This is a genomic window from Micromonospora sp. DSM 43699, assembly GCF_055517075.1.
Genome location: NZ_JBTMMT010000099.1, coordinates 1 through 16,063, shown reverse-complemented (window position 1 = coordinate 16,063; position 16,063 = coordinate 1). Strand labels below are relative to the sequence as shown.

The window sequence follows — 16,063 nt, the reverse complement described above, 5'->3', positions numbered from 1 at the left end:
GGTCAGGGGCGGGGGCGGGAGGGGGGTTTGACGACGAGTTCGGCGATCTGGGCGGTGTTGAGGGCGGCGCCCTTGCGGAGGTTGTCGCCGGTGACGAAGAGGTCGAGGGCACGGGGGTCGTCGACGGCCCGGCGGATGCGTCCGACCCAGGAGGGGTCGGTGCCGACCGCGTCGATCGGCATCGGGAACTCGCCGGCGGCCGGGTCGTCGACCAGGATCACGCCGGGAGCGTTGCGCAGTACCTCCCGGGCGCCTTCCGCGTCCACCTCGGTCGCGAAGACCGCGTGCACCGCGACCGAGTGGCCGGTCACCACCGGCACCCGTACGCAGGTGGCGGAGACCTTCAGGTCGGGCAGGTCGAGGATCTTGCGGGACTCGTTACGGACCTTCATCTCCTCGGAGGACCATCCGTGGTCGACGAGCGAGCCCGCCCAGGGCACCACGTTCAACGCCAGCGGCGCCGGGAAGGGGCCCAGGTCGTCGCCGACCGCCTGCCGGACGTCGCCGGGTCGGGAGCCGAGCACCCGGTCCCCGGCGATCTTGCCGAGTTGCAGGTGCAACGCGTCCACACCGGCCTGACCCGCCCCCGACACCGCCTGGTACGACGCGAGCACCAGCTCCCGCAGGCCGTACTCGCGGTGCAGCGGGGCGATCGCCACGATCATGGTCAGGGTGGTGCAGTTGGCGTTGGCGATGATCCCCTTCGGGCGGTGCCGCACCTGGTCCGGATTGATCTCGGGCACCACCAACGGGACGTCCCGGTCCATCCGGAACACGCCGGAGTTGTCGACGACCACCGCACCCCGGTCGACGGCGATCGGCGCCCAGTGCGCCGACACCTCGTCGGGCACGTCGAAGACCGCCACGTCGACGCCGTCGAACGCCTCCGGGGTGAGCGCGCCGACGGTCAGCTCCTCGCCCCGGCAACGCACCTTCCGCCCGACCGAGCGGGCCGAGGCGAGCAGCCGGATCTCGCCCCAGACGTTGCGCCGGGCGGAGAGCAGGTCGCACAGCACGGTGCCGACAGCCCCCGTCGCCCCGACCACGGCCAGGGTGGGCTGCGGTGCCACCGGGCTACCGCCCTGTTCCCGCGTACACCACGGCTTCGGAGTCGCCGCCCAACTCGAACTGGTCGTGGATGGCCCGGACCGCCCGGTCGAGGTCAGTGTCCCGGCAGACCACGGAGACCCGGATCTCCGAGGTGGAGATCATCTCGATGTTGACGCCGGCCGCGCCGAGGGCGGCGAAGAACCCGGCCGCGACGCCCGGGTGCGAGCGCATGCCCGCGCCGATCAGCGACACCTTGCCGACGTGGTCGTCGTAGAGCAGACCCTTGAACTTGACCGGCTCCTGGATCTTGCTGAGCGCTGCCATCGCCGTCGGCCCGTCGGCCTTGGGCAGGGTGAACGAGATGTCCGTGCGGCCGGTCCCCTCGGTGGAGACGTTCTGCACGATCATGTCGATGTTGATCTCGGCACCGGCCACGGTGTCGAAGATGCTGGCGGCGGCGCCCGGCTCGTCGGGCACCCCCACGATCGTGATCTTCGCTTCACTGCGGTCGTGGGCAACCCCGGTGATCAGCGCCTGTTCCACGGGAAGGTCCTCCATCGATCCGGTGACCATGGTGCCGGTGTTGGTCGAGTATGACGAACGGACGTGGATCGGCAACCCCGCGCGGCGGGCGTACTCGACGCTGCGCAGGTGCAGCACCTTGGCGCCGCAGGCGGCCAGCTCCAGCATCTCCTCGTAGGTGATGTGCCTGATGTGCCGGGCGTTGGGCACGATCCGTGGGTCGGCGGTGAAGATGCCGTCCACGTCGGTGTAGATCTCGCAGACGTCGGCGTGCAGCGCGGCGGCGAGCGCCACGGCGGTGGTGTCCGAGCCGCCCCGGCCCAGGGTGGTGACGTCCTTGGTGTCCTGCGAGACGCCCTGGAAGCCGGCCACGATCACCACCGCGCCCTCGTCGAGCGCGCCCTTGAGCCGCCCCGGGGTGACGTCGATGATCCGCGCCCGGCCGTGTGCCGAGGTGGTGATCACGCCGGCCTGCGAACCGGTGAACGAGCGGGCTTCGTACCCCAGGTTGTGGATGGCCATGGCGAGCAGCGCCATCGAGATCCGCTCCCCGGCGGTGAGCAGCATGTCCAGCTCACGGCCCGGTGGCAGGGGGCTGACCTGGTTGGCCAGGTCGAGCAGTTCGTCGGTGGTGTCGCCCATCGCGGAGACCACCACCACCACGTCGTCGCCGGCCTTGCGGGCGGCGACGATCCGTTCGGCCACCCGCTTGATCCGCTCGGCGTTGGCGACGGAGGACCCGCCGTACTTCTGCACCACGAGTGCCACGACGGCGCACTCCCTCCCAGCGACGACCCTGAGCGTGCCGACGCCGCCGGCTGATGTCCGGCGGCGCGTGTCAGACCACCCCAGGGTATCGGGCGGTACGCGAGTGCGGGTCAGGTGATCCCACCATCCGGCGCAGGTCGCCGATCCGGACAGGCATTCCCCGCGGTGCCGGACCCGACACGCCGGCCCCGGCACCGGTTCCGCGCGGGGCGGTGGTGGACGGCCACCCGGCGCAGAATGACCCGGTGCATGCCCACCCCCGCGCGGCCCGCCGGCCGATCGGCGTTCCCGCCCCGTTCCGGCCGGCGCCGCCGGCCCGGTTGGTCCTGCTGGTGCTGCTCGCGCCGCTGGTGCTGCTGGCCGGCTGCACCGCCGACGACCCGCCCGCGCCATCGACCGGGCCGCCCTCCGATCCGGCACCCGCCCCGGCGGACACCGCCCGGGACGCGCTGGCCGCGTTGGCGGCCGCCGCCCGGGACCGGCACCTGACCGCCCGGTACACCCTGTCCGGCACCGACGGACCGGCCCGCGACATCACGGTGGTCAGCGCGAACGACGGCAGTTGGCGGGTGGACGTGCCGGGGGGTGCCCTCGGTGGGACGGCCGACGTCGCGCTCGCCGCCACCCCGGACGGGCTCTTCCAGTGCGGCCTGCCCTCGGCCGGCCGTCCCGACCCGGCGAGCTGCGTACGGCTGGGCGACCGGGACGCCACGGTGCCGCGCCAGCTGGACCCCCGGGTGCAGCACCCGTTCACCGACTGGCTGGAGGTGCTCACCGACCGGCGTACCGCGCTGTCGGTCTCCGCCGCAGCCGCGCCGCCCGGGGTGCCGGGCAGCTGCTACGCCGTGGAGAGCACCGCCGCCTCGCTGAACCCGCCGCTGGACGTGGGCATCTACTGCTACCAGCCGGACGGCACGCCCACCTTCGTGCGGGCGGCACTGGGCACGTTGACCCTGGCCGGTCCGCCCGGCCCGGCCCCCGACACGGTGCCGCTGGCCGGGCCGGTGGTGAGCGGCGAGCCGCTGGGGCAGCAGGCGGCGTCGGCCTCGCCGAGCGAGGCAACGTCCTGAGCCGAGCGGGCGTTACGGGTGCTCTTGACCACATTTGAGCAGGGGGAATAATCGGTCATAACACCCATGTAGGATTCTTCACCCATGGCTGACCTCACCTCGCTGCTCGCCTTCCGCTGGAGCCCCCGGGCGTTCCATCCGACCGCCGAACTGGCCGGCGACGAGGCCGCATCCCTGCTGGAGGCGGCCCGCTGGGCCCCGTCGGCAGGCAACGTCCAGCCGTGGCGGTTCGCCCTCGGCCGCCGCGACGACGAGACGTGGAAACGGATTCTGGTCAGCCTCACCGTTGCCGACCAGCGCTGGGCCCGGCACGCCGCCGCGCTGGTGGTGGGCGCGTACACCGGAGCCGACCCGGAGCGGTGCGGGTACGACCTGGGCCAGTCGATCGCACACCTGACCGTCCAGGCCACAGCGCTCGGCCTGCACGTGCACCAGATCCGCGGCTTCGACCGGGCCGCGCTCGCCGCCGACCTGGACCTGTCGCCGGAGATCCGCCCACTGGTGGTGACCGCCGTGGGGCGACTCGGCGACCCGTTCGTCCTGCCCGAGGAGCTGCTGCGGCGGGAGACCGCGCTGCGGCACCGGCGCCCGGTCCACGCCCTGCTGCTCTGCTGACCGGTGGGTGCGATTCCCATCTCAGAGTCCGGACCCGCCTTCCCACCCCCCGTCTCATCACGTAGGGTCACTCTGTCATGTGGCGGGCGTACCTTCTCCTTGGTCGCCGCGACGGGGCCTGACCAGGCCGGCACCCCGTCGCGGAGTCGAACCGCGCCGTCCAGCAGATCCGAACTTCCTCTCGGCAACCGTCCGGGCATCGTCGCCCGCACCCGCCGACACCTTTCGAATGCTGACGCCACCTGACCCACGGGAGCACTCCGTCATGGCTCAACCTGTCACCGACACCGAGACCGACCGGATCGCCCGGCAACGTCCCAGCCGGATGCCGTACCAGCGCTACCAGCCTTACCACGAGCAGTTCCGGATCGACCTGCCGGACCGCACCTGGCCGACCCGGCACGTCGAGGTCGCGCCCCGCTGGTGCGCGGTCGACCTGCGCGACGGCAACCAGGCCCTGATCGACCCGATGTCCCCCGAGCGCAAGCGCCGGATGTTCCAGCTGCTGGTGCAGATGGGCTACAAGGAGATCGAGGTCGGCTTCCCGTCGGCCAGCCAGACCGACTTCGACTTCGTCCGGCAGCTCATCGAGCAGGACCTGATCCCCGAAGACGTCACCATCCAGGTGCTCACCCAGTGCCGGGAGCACCTGATCGAGCGGACCTTCGAGTCGCTGCGCGGTGCGCGCCGGGCCATCGTGCACTTCTACAACTCCACCTCCACCCTCCAGCGTCGGGTGGTCTTCGGGCTGGACCGCGACGGCATCGCCGACATCGCCACCCAGGGCGCCCGGCTGTGCCGCAAGTACGCCGAGATCCACACCCCGGACACCGACGTCTACTACGAGTACTCGCCCGAGTCGTACACCGGCACGGAGCTGGACTACGCGGTGGAGGTGTGCGCCAAGGTCATCGAGGTGATCGACCCGACCCCGGACCGGAAGCTGATCATCAACCTGCCGGCCACCGTCGAGATGGCCACCCCCAACGTCTATGCCGACTCGATCGAGTGGATGCACCGGCACCTGCCCCGCCGGGACAGCCTGGTGCTGAGCCTGCACCCGCACAACGACCGGGGCACGGGGGTGGCCGCCGCCGAGCTGGGCCTGCTGGCCGGGGCCGACCGGATCGAGGGCTGCCTGTTCGGCAACGGTGAGCGCACCGGCAACGTCGACCTGGTCACCCTGGGCCTCAACCTCTTCTCCCAGGGCATCGACCCGATGATCGACTTCTCGAACATCGACGAGGTCAAGCGGGCCGTCGAGTACTGCAACCAACTGCCCGTGCACGAGCGCCACCCCTACGCCGGTGACCTCGTCTACACCGCCTTCTCCGGCTCCCACCAGGACGCCATCAAGAAGGGCTTCGACGCACTGGCCAGGGACGCCGAGGCGGCCGGGGTGCCGATCGACGAGTTTACCTGGGGGGTGCCCTACCTGCCTGTCGACCCGAAGGACCTGGGCCGCACCTACGAGGCGGTCATCCGGGTCAACTCGCAGTCCGGCAAGGGCGGCGTGGCCTACATCATGAAGTCCGAGCACCAGCTGGACCTGCCGCGCCGGCTCCAGATCGAGTTCTCCGGCGTCGTCCAGCAGGTCACCGACGACGACGGTGGCGAGGTCGAGCCGGGCACCATGTGGCAGATCTTCGCCCGCAACTACCTGGTCGACCACCAGGTAGACCCGGCCCTCACGCTGACCGGCTACACGATCGGCACCGTCGACGGCAAGGTCGAGATCGAGGCCCAGGTGGTCGTGGACGGCGCGGCGCGCACCCTCACCGCCGTCGGCAACGGCCCCATCGACGCGTACGTCAACGCGCTCCAGTCGGTGGGCGTGGCGGTACGCGTGCTGGACTACCACGAGCACGCGCTCTCCTCCGGCGGCGACGCCCAGGCCGCCGCCTACGTGGAGTGCGACATCAACGGCCAGACGGTCTGGGGCGTCGGCACCGACCCCAACATCGTCACCGCCTCCATCAAGGCCGTCACCAGCGCCACCAACCGCATTCAGCACTGATCGCACGACCCGGGGCTCGTGGTCGTCGCCGGACGATCCCGGATCACGACCACGAGCCCCGGGCCCACCGCCGGCCCGGGGCGGGTCCTCGACTACGCGCGCCGGGGCGACCGCCCGGCCCGACCCGGCGCGCGGTCCGGGGACGGCGGGCGGTGGACCAGCAGTGCGGCCAGCAGCGCGCCGACGAGCAACAGCCCGGCGCACCAGGTCATTGCGCCCCGGAACGCGTCGGTGAGGGCGGTGGCCTGCTCGTAGCCGGTGCCGGAGAGGCCGACCAGCAGCGGCAGCGCGGCCACCGCGAGCAGACCGCCGGTGCGGGACGCGGCGTTGTTGAAACCGCTGGCCACCCCGGCGAACCGGTCCGCCACGGCGGCCAGCACCGACGCGGTCAACGGCGCGACCACCAGGGTCAGCCCGATCCCGAAGAGCAGCACCCCGGGCAGCACGTCCCACCAGTACGACGCACCCGGCCCGACCCGGCGCAGCAGCAACAGGCCACCGGCAGCCGCGATCGGGCCGACGGTCAACAGCAGCCGGGGGCCGATCCGCGCCGACAGCGCCCCGGCCCGCGCCGAGCCGAGCAGCAACAGCACCGTCATCGGCACGGTGGCCAACCCGGTCCGCAGCGCCGACCAGCCGACGACGTTCTGCAGGTAGACGGAGAGGAAGAAGGTGAACCCGCTCAGCGCGGCGTAGACCAGCACGGTGAAGACGTTCAGCACCGAGAAGAGCCGGCTGCCGAAGATCGTGGTGGGCAGCATCGCCCCCTCGCCCCGGTGCCGTTCCAGCAGCACGAAGGAGACCGCGGCGAGGACACCGACGCCGGCGGCGAGCAGCACCGACCAGGAGCCGACCCCGCGTACCGGGGCGTCGATCAGGGCGTAGGTGAGCCCACCCAGGGCCAGCGCGCCGAGCAGCGCCCCGGCGATGTCGAACCGCCGGCCGGCGCTGCGGGAGACGTTCTCGTCCCGGCTCTCCGGCACCCAGCGCACCGCCGCCAGCAACACGCCGAGCGCGAGCGGCAGGTTGATGAAGAAGATCCACCGCCAGGAGAGCGCGTCGATCAGCCAGCCGCCGACGAACGGCCCGAGCGCGGTGGACACGCCGGACAGCCCGGACCAGGTGCCGATCGCCCGGCCCCGGTCGTCCGGGTGGAAGCTGGCCTGGAGCACCGACAGCGAGCCGGGGGTGAGCAGGGCCCCACCCGCGCCCTGGAGGAACCTCGCAGCGATCAACTGGTTGGTGTCCTGGGCGAGCCCGCACAGCACCGAGGCGACCGCGAACCACACCACCCCGATCAGGAAGATCCGCCGCCGGCCGAACCGGTCCCCCAGCGACCCGCCGAGCAGGACGAAGGCCGCCAGCATCAGGGCGTACCCGTTGACCGTCCACTGCAGACCGGCGACGGTGGCGTCGAGCTCTGCGCCGAGCCGGGGCAGGGCCACGTTGACCACGGTGCTGTCCAGGAACACCATGCCCGAGGCGAGGATCGCGGCGAGCAGCGTCCCCCGTCCGGCGGTGGTGCGGATGCGGAGCGCGTGAGCCGGTGCCGTCATGGGTACCAATCTGCACGCCGGCGACCGGAGACGCCACGAAACGCGGAAACCGTGCTTGGGTACTGTGCGGGATCGCCGGAAGCCCGCAAGCTGGAGAGGTGTCGTCTGTGCGTACCAGATCAGGAGGCCGCGCGGCGGTGGCGGCGGCCCTTGCCGCGCTGCTCGCCCTCGGCGTGGGCGGTTGTGACGTCTCGGTGGACGAACCGGAGGCGCCTCCCGCGAGCTCCGGCAACGTCGGTGAACAACTCTCGGAGCTGACCGTCGCCGAGGCCGGGTCGATGAAGGGCTACAGCCGGAACCGCTTCCCGCACTGGCGGGACACCGGCAAGAACTGCGACGTCCGGGACAGCGTGCTCCAGCGGGACGGCAAGGACATCCGTCTCTCCGGCTGCAACGTCGTCGGCGGGCGGTGGGAGAGCGTCTACGACGGGCGGACCTTCACCGACCCCTCCGACGTGGACATCGACCACATGGTGCCGCTGGCCAACGCGTGGCGCTCCGGCGCCGACGAGTGGGACGACGCCAAGCGTGGTGACTTCGCCAACGACCTGACCAGGCCGCAGCTCTTCGCGGTCTCCGCCAGCTCCAACCGGTCCAAGGGTGACCAGGACCCGTCGCAGTGGAAACCGCCGAACCGCGCCTACTGGTGCACGTACGCGGAACACTGGGTAGAGGTCAAGCACCACTGGCGGTTGACGGTGACCAGCGCCGAGAAGGCCGCCATAAGTGACATGTTGGGGGGCTGCACATGGGCGGGCAAGCGTTGACACCGGCCGATCCGGGCGGTACCGACGCCGGGACCGACCCGACCGGGTCGGCGTCAGGCGGGCCGGCAGCCGACGGGGCCGGGGTGGACAGGGCCGCCGGGGTGGACAGGGCCGCACCGGCGGACGGGGCGGCCACCGCCGGGATGACCGCCGACGGTCGGCCCGCCGCGTCGGCCGAGCTGCCCGGCGCGGGGATGACCGCTGACGCCGGCGGCACCGGTACGCCCCGTGAACTGACCTCCGACCTGGTCGCCGGCCCCGGCGGGGTGATGACCGACGAGGTCGGTGTGGTGACCGGTGAGCTGACCCTGAAGACCCGGTACGCCGACGGCCAGGTCACCCTGACCGTCCAGTACAAGGACGCCGACGAGTGGTACGCGGTGACCGGCGGAACCGCCAAGCTGGCCGACCCGGCCGACCTGGACGCCGTGCACACCGTGGCGGTCGCCCTGTTGCACCGCCCCGAGGGCTGAACCCGCCGCCGCAACGGTCCGGGCGGGTGGTCCCGGGCGGTCACCGCCGCTGCGGCCACACGGCCGACCGCTCGACAGAGTGCGTGACGAGGGCCCCTTCCCGGGATCTTGGGAAGGGGCCCTCGTCAGCTGCTCACTGGGTGGGAATCAGCTCACCGGTGTCACCCGGTGCCCCGTCGTCGGGCCGGACCAGTTCCGGCTCCACCTCGTGCGGGCGGAGCCGCCCGGCGGCGATGTCCTCGGCGAAGTGGCAGGCCACCCGGTGTCCGCCGACGACGTCACGCAGCGCCGGACGCTCGTCGGCGCAGCGGGTCGGCTGCGCCCACGGGCACCGGGTGTGGAACCGGCAGCCGGGCGGCGGGTTGGTCGGCGAGGGCAGGTCACCGGCGAGCAGGATCCGCTCCCGCCGGTCCTCCACCAGCGGGTCCGGCACCGGCACCGCCGACATCAACGCCTTGGTGTACGGGTGCATCGGCTCCCGGTAGAGGTCGTCGCTGGACGCCTCCTCCACCAGCCCGCCCAGGTACATCACCCCGACCGTGTCGGCGATGTGCCGGACCACCGCCAGGTCGTGCGCGATGATCAGATATGTCAACCCGCGCTCGTTCTGGAGGTCCTCCAGCAGGTTGAGCACCTGGGCCTGGATCGACACGTCCAGGGCGGAGACCGGTTCGTCGGCGACGATCAGGTCCGGGTCGAGCACCAGCGCGCGGGCGATACCGATCCGCTGCCGCTGCCCGCCGGAGAACTCGTGCGGGTACCTGCTCAGCGCCGAGGCCGGCAGGCCGACCGCCTTCAGGGTGTCGCGGAGCCGCTTGTTGGTCGCCTCCCGGTCGTCGGCCAACCCGTGTGCCTTGAGCCCCTCCACCAGCAGCGACTCCACCGACTGCCGGGGATCCAGGCTGGACAGCGGGTCCTGGAAGATCATCTGCATCCGGCGGCGGGCCTTGCGCAGCGACTCGCCCTTGAGCGCGCGGACGTCGGTGCCGTCGAAGACGATCTCGCCTTCGGTCGGCTCGACCAGCCGTAGCAGGCCCCGACCGAGCGTCGACTTGCCGCACCCCGACTCGCCGACCAGCCCGTACGTCTCACCCGCGTTGATCGACAACGAGACACCGTCGACCGCGTAGACGTAGCCGACGGTACGGTCGAAGAGCAGGCCGCTCTTGATCGGGAAGTGCACCTTGACGTCGCGCAGCTCGATCAGGGGCCGCTCCCGCCCGGTCGCGGCGTCGTCCGTTCCTCTCGGCTCGGTCACGGCGTCCTCAGGTCCGGTCCGTTCGGTCACGGCACCGCCACCTCCTCCGAAACGGGGTTGTTGCATCGCAGGTCGCCGCCGGAGGCGGTGGGCTCCAACGGTGGCGGGCCGTCCAGGCAGGCGTCCACCACGTTGTCGCAGCGGGGGGCGAAGGCACAGCCCTCGACCCACGGGATGTTGTCGGCCACCGAGCCACGGATCGCATGCAGCCGCTCACCCCGCACCGAGTCGAGCCGGGGCACCGAGCTGAGCAACCCGTGCGTGTACGGGTGCCGGGGCCTGGCGAACAGCTCGTGCCGGGCGGCCCGCTCCACCACCTTGCCGCCGTAGAGCACGTTGACCGTGTCGCAGAGGCCCGCCACCACCCCGAGATCGTGAGTGATCATGATGAGCGCGGTGCCGGTCTCGTCGACCAGTTGCTTGAGCAGGGTGAGGATCTGCGCCTGGATGGTGACGTCCAGCGCGGTGGTCGGCTCGTCCGCGATCAGCAGCCGGGGCTTGCAGGCCAGCGCGATGGCGATCAGGGCGCGCTGCCGCATGCCGCCGGAGATCTGGTGCGGGAACTCCGTCAGCCGACGGTCCGGGTCCGGGATGCCGACCGCCTCGAGCAACTCCCGGGCCTCCCGCAGCGCCTTGCGGCGGTCCATCCCCCGGTGCCGCTCCAGCACCTCGGCGACCTGCACCCCGATCGGGATGACCGGGTTCAGCGAGGAGAGCGGGTCCTGGAAGATCATGCCGATGTCCCGGCCGCGCCGGTCCCGCAGGTCGTCCGGGCGGAGCCTGAGCAGGTCGGTGCCCTCGAAGAGCACCTCGCCGGCGACCCGGTTGCCCCGCTTCGGGAGCAGTCCCATGATCGCCAGGCTGGTCACGCTCTTGCCACAGCCGGACTCACCGACCAGACCGACCGTCTGCCCCGGCTCCACGGTGAAACTGACCTGGTCGACCGCCGTGAACGGCCGCTCGCCCCGGCGCTGGAACACCACGCTCAGATCGCGTACGTCGAGCAGGCTCATCGGGTCACTTCCTCACTGTGCTGGTCGTTCGCTCCCGACTGCGGTCGCCGGCCCACCGGGTGCCCACCCGGCCCGGGGCCGCCGACCACCCCGTCCCGCCGTACCGCCGGCTCTCCGGGCCACACACCGACCTGCCGCGTCGCCGGTCGACCGGACACACCGACCTGCCGCGTCGCCGGTCGACCGGGCCGCACACCGACGCACCGCACCGCCGTCACCGCCGGTTCTTCGGGTCGATCGCCTCGCGCATGGCCTCACCGAGCAGGGTGAAGCCGAGCGCGACCACGATGATCGCCAACGCCGGGTAGTAGGCCAACTCGGGGCGGACCTCGAAGTAGCGTTGGCCGTCCACGCCGAGCATCAGCCCCCACTCGGCCCGGTTGATGTCCGGATCGCCGAGGCCGAGGAAGGACAGCGCCGCCGCGTCCAGGATCGCCACCGCGAAGGTCAGGGTGGCCTGCACGATCACCGCGGTCAGCGAGTTGGGCAGCATGTGCCGCAGCACGATGTTGCGTTCCTTGACGCCCAACGCCCGCGCGGCGAGGACGTGGTCGCTCTCCCGCTGGGCCAGCATCGAGCCGCGCAGCAGTCGGGCGAAGATCGGTACGCTGACGATCGCCACCGCGAAGATGACAGTCCACTGGCTCGACCGGCTGGCCATCGCGACCAGGGTGATCGCCAGCAGCAGGCTGGGCAGCGCCAACATCACATCGGTGAGCCGCATCAGCACCACGTCGACCCAGCCGCCGAAGGCCCCGGCGACCGCACCGAGCAGCACACCCAGGGTGAGGCCGATCAGAGTGGCGAGCACGCCGACGAAGAGGGTCTGCCGGCTCCCGTGGATCATGCGGGAGAGGAAGTCCCGGCCGAGCGGGTCCGAGCCGAGCGGATGTCCCGCGGTGGCGCCGGGAATGCTGTCCACGGTCAGGGTCCTGGTCAGCTCGTCGAAACGCTGCACCGGATCGTGCGGGGCGATCAGCGGGGCGAAGAGCGCCACCAGCACGAACAAGCCGACGATGACGGCGCCGACGATGGCCACCGGGTTGCGGCGCAACCGGCGCAGCGCGTCCCGGTAGAGGCTGACCCCGCCCGGGTCCGCGGTGGCCCGCGCCAACTCGTCCAGCCGGGCCTTCTTCCGGTCGCCCAGCCGGCCGATGCTCCGCTCGCTCCTGCCGGCGGGCCGGTCGGTCGGGCGGTGGCCGGGCTCGCCGGCCGGGCCGCCGGCGGGCCGGGCTGCCGGACTGTCGCCGGCTCCGTCGGCCGGGCTGCCGCCGCTGCGGGGTTGGCCCACGCCGGGGCGGGTCGTCGGATCGCTCATCGCACACGCACCCTCGGGTCGATGAAGGCGTAGGAGAGGTCGACCAGCAGGTTGACCAGCACGAAGACCAGCGCGGCGAGCAGGATGATCGCCTGGAGCACCGGGTAGTCCCGGCCACCGCTGATCGAGTCGGTGATCAGGGTGCCGAGGCCGCCCCAGTTGTAGACCTTCTCGGTGAGCACCGCGCCGGAGAGCAGCGCGCCGGTCTGGAGGCCGATGGTGGTGACCACCGGCAACAGGGCGTTGCGCAGGATGTGCCGGCCCCGGATGGTGCGGTGCCGCAGGCCCTTCGCCTCGGCGGTCCGCACGTAGTCCTCGTTGAGCACGTCGAGCACGCTGGCCCGGGTGATCCGCACGATCACCGCCAGCGGGATGGTGGCCAACGTGATCGCCGGCAGGATCAGGTGCCAGAGCGCGTCGGCGCTGGCGTCGAACTCCCGGGTGAGCAGGCCGTCCAGGACGTAGAACCCGGTCACGCTGGTGTTGTCCATCCCGGTGCTGATCCGTCCGGACGGCGGGAACCAGTGGATGTCCTGGGTGAGTACGTCCTTGAGCAGGTAGCCCAGGAAGAAGATGGGGATCGAGATGCCGAGCAGGGTGCCGGCGATGGTCAGGTTGTCGAGGAGTCGGCCCCGGTAGCGGGCGGCGAGGTAGCCCAGTGGCACACCCAGGCCGACCGCGATGATCATGGCGGCGACGGCCAGTTCGATGGTGGCCGGGAAGGCGCGGGCGATGACGTCGGTGACCGGGTCGCCGGTGCGGATCGAGTTGCCCAGGTCACCGGTGAGGACCCGCTGCATGAACTTGCCGTACTGCACGAGGATCGGTTGGTCGTAACCGAGGGCCTTGATCAGCAGTGCCCGTCGTTCCGGGGTGGCCCGCTCGCCGAGCAGCGCCTCGACCGGCCCGCCGGGCAGGTTCCGCAACCAGATGAAGATCAGCGCGGACAGCGCTATCAGCGTCACCGCCAGCTGCAGCAGGCGGCGGACTATGACTCGCAACATCTCTCACACACCAGTTTCTCGATGTTCGCGGCATCGGCCCGGGCCGGCACTTGCTCCCGACCCGGGCCGATGCACGCCTACGGCGTCAGCCGACTGACGTCACTTGTTGACGCTGACCGTGTTGAACCGCTCGTCGGTCAACGGGCTGGCGATCATCCCCTGCACGTCCTTGGTGACGACGATGGCCGGCGGGGCGTGCCAGACCGGCACGGCCGGCAGCCACTTGGCGGCGATGTCCCGGTTGACCTGCTCCCAGGCCGCCTTCTTGCCCGCCTCGTCGACGGTGCCGTCGGCCTTGGTGATGGCCGCGAACATCTCGGTCATCGCCTGGTCGCCGAACTCGACCTTGCCCCGGCCGAAGAAGGTGCCGACGAAGTTGCCCGGGTCGTTGTAGTCACCGGTCCAGCCGAGGATGTGCAGGTCCTGCTTGCCGAACTGCTGCACGTCGTCCTTGAAGCCGCCGTTCCACGGACGCGGCTTGCCGGTGACCTTGATGCCGACGGCCTGCAGGTCGTTGGCGAGGACGGTGAAGATCTCCTGCGGGTTCGGCATGTACGGCCGGGAGACGTCCGGCGGGTAGTAGAAGTTGAGGGTCAGCCCCTCGGCACCTGCATCCTTGAGCAGCTGCTTGGCCTTCTCCGGGTTGTGCTCGTACTTCTGCACGTCCGGGGCGTAGCCGAGCACGGTGTCCGGCATGAACTCGTCGGCGACCTTGGTGCCGCCCGGGCCCTTGGTCTGGACGAGCTGCTCACGGTTGAGGGCGTAGGCGATGGCCTGCCGTACCCGCAGGTCCTTCAGCTTCGGGTTCTTCTGGTTGATGCCCAGGTAGAGGATGTTGAACGCCGGGCGGTCGAGGACCTGGAAGCCCTCACCGGAGAGCGCCTTGCGGTCGGCCGGGGCCGGGAAGTCGATGCCCTGGACGGTGCCGGCCCGCAGCTCCTGCTTACGGGTGTTCTCGTCCTTGATCACCTTGATGATGACCTTGTCGACCTTGGCCTTCTCGCCCCAGTAGTCGGGGTTCCGGTTCAGGGTGATCTCGTTCTTGGCCTTGTCCCAGCCACCGAAGGTGAACGGGCCGGTGCCGACCGGGGTGGTGGTCGCGAACGAGCTGTACTCGAAGGAGTCGCCGTTCTGCTTGACCGTGTCGGCGTCGCCCTTCTTGAGGGCGTCCGGGCTGGCGATCGAGAGCGCGGTCAGCGCGAACGCGCCGGGGAACGCACCCTTGTACTGGTTGAGGGTGACGACGGCGGTGCTGTCGTCCTTGGCCTCGCACTTGTTGTAGAGCGCCTGGCCGGCACCCTCGGCCTCGTTCTTGGCGAACCCGCCGAAGACGTCCTGGTAGTAGATCATCTGCGACTGGGCGGCGGCGCCCTTCATGTTGTACCAGCGGTCGAAGTTGTAGCAGACCGCGGCGGAGTTGAAGGGGGTGCCGTCGTGGAACTTCACGCCCTGGCGCAGCTTGAAGGTCCAGACCTTGCCCTCGGGGTCGTGCTCCCAGCTCTCGGCGAGCCCACCCACCAGGTCGGCCGTGCCCGGCTTGTGCTGGACCAGCGTGTCGTACATCTGCCGGACCGGCCGGAACGACTCACCGTCGTCGTTGAAGATCGGGTCGAAGTTCTTCGGGTCACCGGCACCGGCGAAGATGAAGGTACCGCCCGTCTTGGCCTCGCCACTGTTGTCATCGCCGCGGTCACTCTCCGCACAGCCGGCCGCGCCGACCGCCAGGGCTGCAACGGCCACGAGGCTCACGGCCGTCCTTAGCCTTCTCGCCTGCATCTCTCACCTCTGTCATCCGCCTGAACAACGCCGGTCCATGGCTCGGTCCGTGAGCGGGAGGCTATGGCACGACACACCGAAGCGGAACGGCCGTTAGGCAATCGCTACCAACCCGACACCAAGCGCTCTGTCTGACACCGCCGGATCCCGCGACAAACGGGACTGTCACAGCGAGGCCGCGCGGCGATGTCCGGAAATCGCCCGAACGTCCGAAACGGTCACCGCCGCCGGTCACCCGCCGTCACCGTGCCCGCTCCACCACCCTTCGAGGAGTACGCGGGGTGCCGGCTCGAAAGCCGAACGTCCGGTTCGGCGGGGCCGCCGTGCGGAGGTACGGCGGCCCCGGGCGCGATGGGGTCGACGTCCCGTGACCGGCCGCACCCCCGGGGCGGAATCCCGGCCGGGCCGGCGGCGTTACACCCTGCGTACGACCGCAGCAGCACCCCCCGCTGCCCGGCCCGATGCCGCCACCCCCGGCGGAATGACGGTGGGCCGAAGGTCGTTACACCTGGTCCGGTGCCGCGAGTCCTCCGCTCGGGCAGCCGCCGACCTCCCCCGCTGAGCGCCCCGTCGTGGTGCTTGCCTCGCACCCCTCCCCAAGGTGCGTCGCCAACCCCCGAATGGAGCTTTCCCATGAACACCACCATGCTGCGTAAGAGCGCCCTCGGTATCGCCGGCCTCGCCTTCGCCGGCGGCGTCCTCGCCGGCCCCGCCACCCACACCACCCCCACCCTCGACACCCGGCCCGTCGCCGTCGCCGTGCAGGCCGACAAGCCCGACAGCGGCAAGCTCATCCCGCACGGCACCCAGGGCGAGCAGTCCCGCATCGACCTCGACGACGAGCAGACCGCCAACG

General features: G+C 71.1%; 13 protein-coding genes and 1 pseudogene. 6 read left to right on the top strand and 8 right to left on the bottom strand.

Going from position 1 to position 16,063, the window contains the following annotated elements; all coding sequences use genetic code 11:
* Positions 1–2 precede the first annotated feature (2 nt).
* Entirely contained in the window at positions 3–1,070 is a 1,068-nt protein-coding gene (locus tag AC0AIB_RS29325) for an aspartate-semialdehyde dehydrogenase (RefSeq protein ID WP_328342126.1), read from the bottom strand.
* Between the two features lie 4 nt (positions 1,071–1,074).
* The gene (locus AC0AIB_RS29320) at positions 1,075–2,340 is read right to left on the bottom strand and encodes an aspartate kinase (protein WP_145922160.1); all 1,266 of its coding nucleotides are present in this window, start codon (positions 2,338–2,340) and stop codon (positions 1,075–1,077) included.
* A gap of 245 nt (positions 2,341–2,585) precedes the next feature.
* Here AC0AIB_RS29320 and AC0AIB_RS29315 point away from each other — a divergent pair, with 245 nt between their 5' ends.
* From AC0AIB_RS29315 to leuA, 3 genes are all read left to right on the top strand, one after another.
* On the top strand, positions 2,586–3,410 hold the full coding sequence (locus AC0AIB_RS29315) for a hypothetical protein (protein WP_328342120.1): 825 nt from the start codon (positions 2,586–2,588) through the stop codon (positions 3,408–3,410).
* 84 nt (positions 3,411–3,494) lie between these two features.
* Complete coding sequence (locus AC0AIB_RS29310; protein ID WP_465097887.1) at positions 3,495–4,025, top strand: nitroreductase family protein; 531 nt, start codon at positions 3,495–3,497, stop codon at positions 4,023–4,025.
* Between the two features lie 265 nt (positions 4,026–4,290).
* The gene (leuA, locus tag AC0AIB_RS29305) at positions 4,291–6,042 is read left to right on the top strand and encodes a 2-isopropylmalate synthase (RefSeq protein WP_328342116.1); all 1,752 of its coding nucleotides are present in this window, start codon (positions 4,291–4,293) and stop codon (positions 6,040–6,042) included.
* A 92-nt stretch (positions 6,043–6,134) separates the two neighbouring features.
* On the opposite strand, the gene AC0AIB_RS29300 is transcribed toward leuA, so the two are convergent.
* Positions 6,135–7,598: an MFS transporter gene (locus AC0AIB_RS29300; RefSeq protein WP_328342114.1), complete on the bottom strand. Its 1,464-nt coding sequence runs from the start codon at positions 7,596–7,598 to the stop codon at positions 6,135–6,137.
* 107 nt (positions 7,599–7,705) lie between these two features.
* On the opposite strand from AC0AIB_RS29300, the gene AC0AIB_RS29295 reads away from it, so the two are divergent.
* Positions 7,706–8,365, top strand: coding sequence for an HNH endonuclease family protein (locus AC0AIB_RS29295; RefSeq protein WP_328342112.1), 660 nt, complete (start codon positions 7,706–7,708; stop codon positions 8,363–8,365).
* Positions 8,347–8,838: a hypothetical protein gene (locus AC0AIB_RS29290; RefSeq protein ID WP_442930604.1), complete on the top strand. Its 492-nt coding sequence runs from the start codon at positions 8,347–8,349 to the stop codon at positions 8,836–8,838. The genes AC0AIB_RS29295 and AC0AIB_RS29290 overlap by 19 nt, the downstream gene beginning before the upstream one ends.
* Positions 8,839–8,971: 133 nt before the next feature.
* On the opposite strand, the gene AC0AIB_RS29285 is transcribed toward AC0AIB_RS29290, so the two are convergent.
* The 5 genes from AC0AIB_RS29285 to AC0AIB_RS29265 form a co-directional block, all read right to left on the bottom strand.
* Positions 8,972–10,126 (bottom strand): ABC transporter ATP-binding protein, encoded by a 1,155-nt coding sequence (locus tag AC0AIB_RS29285; protein WP_442930603.1) that lies wholly within the window; start codon positions 10,124–10,126, stop codon positions 8,972–8,974.
* Positions 10,123–11,109 (bottom strand): ABC transporter ATP-binding protein, encoded by a 987-nt coding sequence (locus AC0AIB_RS29280; RefSeq protein ID WP_328342110.1) that lies wholly within the window; start codon positions 11,107–11,109, stop codon positions 10,123–10,125. The genes AC0AIB_RS29285 and AC0AIB_RS29280 overlap by 4 nt, the downstream gene beginning before the upstream one ends.
* Positions 11,110–11,323: 214 nt before the next feature.
* Positions 11,324–12,427 (bottom strand): ABC transporter permease, encoded by a 1,104-nt coding sequence (locus AC0AIB_RS29275; protein ID WP_442930602.1) that lies wholly within the window; start codon positions 12,425–12,427, stop codon positions 11,324–11,326.
* Positions 12,424–13,431, bottom strand: a complete 1,008-nt coding sequence (locus AC0AIB_RS29270; protein ID WP_328342108.1) for an ABC transporter permease — start codon at positions 13,429–13,431, stop codon at positions 12,424–12,426. The genes AC0AIB_RS29275 and AC0AIB_RS29270 overlap by 4 nt, the downstream gene beginning before the upstream one ends.
* Positions 13,432–13,530: 99 nt before the next feature.
* On the bottom strand, positions 13,531–15,207 hold the full coding sequence (locus AC0AIB_RS29265; RefSeq protein ID WP_328342106.1) for an ABC transporter substrate-binding protein: 1,677 nt from the start codon (positions 15,205–15,207) through the stop codon (positions 13,531–13,533).
* 633 nt (positions 15,208–15,840) lie between these two features.
* On the opposite strand from AC0AIB_RS29265, the pseudogene AC0AIB_RS29260 reads away from it, so the two are divergent.
* Positions 15,841–16,063: pseudogene (locus AC0AIB_RS29260) on the top strand (hypothetical protein); the annotation flags it as partial.

What these genes read in the sequence shown, in the direction of transcription:
- AC0AIB_RS29290 (WP_442930604.1), top strand. Translation starts at nt 8,347, where the DNA reads ATGGGCGGGCAAGCGTTGACACCGGCCGATCCGGGCGGTACCGACGCC.
- AC0AIB_RS29310 (WP_465097887.1), top strand. Translation starts at nt 3,495, where the DNA reads ATGGCTGACCTCACCTCGCTGCTCGCCTTCCGCTGGAGCCCCCGGGCG.
- leuA (WP_328342116.1), top strand. Translation starts at nt 4,291, where the DNA reads ATGGCTCAACCTGTCACCGACACCGAGACCGACCGGATCGCCCGGCAA.
- AC0AIB_RS29300 (WP_328342114.1), bottom strand. Translation starts at nt 7,598, where the DNA reads ATGACGGCACCGGCTCACGCGCTCCGCATCCGCACCACCGCCGGACGG.
- AC0AIB_RS29280 (WP_328342110.1), bottom strand. Translation starts at nt 11,109, where the DNA reads ATGAGCCTGCTCGACGTACGCGATCTGAGCGTGGTGTTCCAGCGCCGG.
- AC0AIB_RS29275 (WP_442930602.1), bottom strand. Translation starts at nt 12,427, where the DNA reads ATGAGCGATCCGACGACCCGCCCCGGCGTGGGCCAACCCCGCAGCGGC.
- AC0AIB_RS29270 (WP_328342108.1), bottom strand. Translation starts at nt 13,431, where the DNA reads ATGTTGCGAGTCATAGTCCGCCGCCTGCTGCAGCTGGCGGTGACGCTG.
- AC0AIB_RS29265 (WP_328342106.1), bottom strand. Translation starts at nt 15,207, where the DNA reads ATGCAGGCGAGAAGGCTAAGGACGGCCGTGAGCCTCGTGGCCGTTGCA.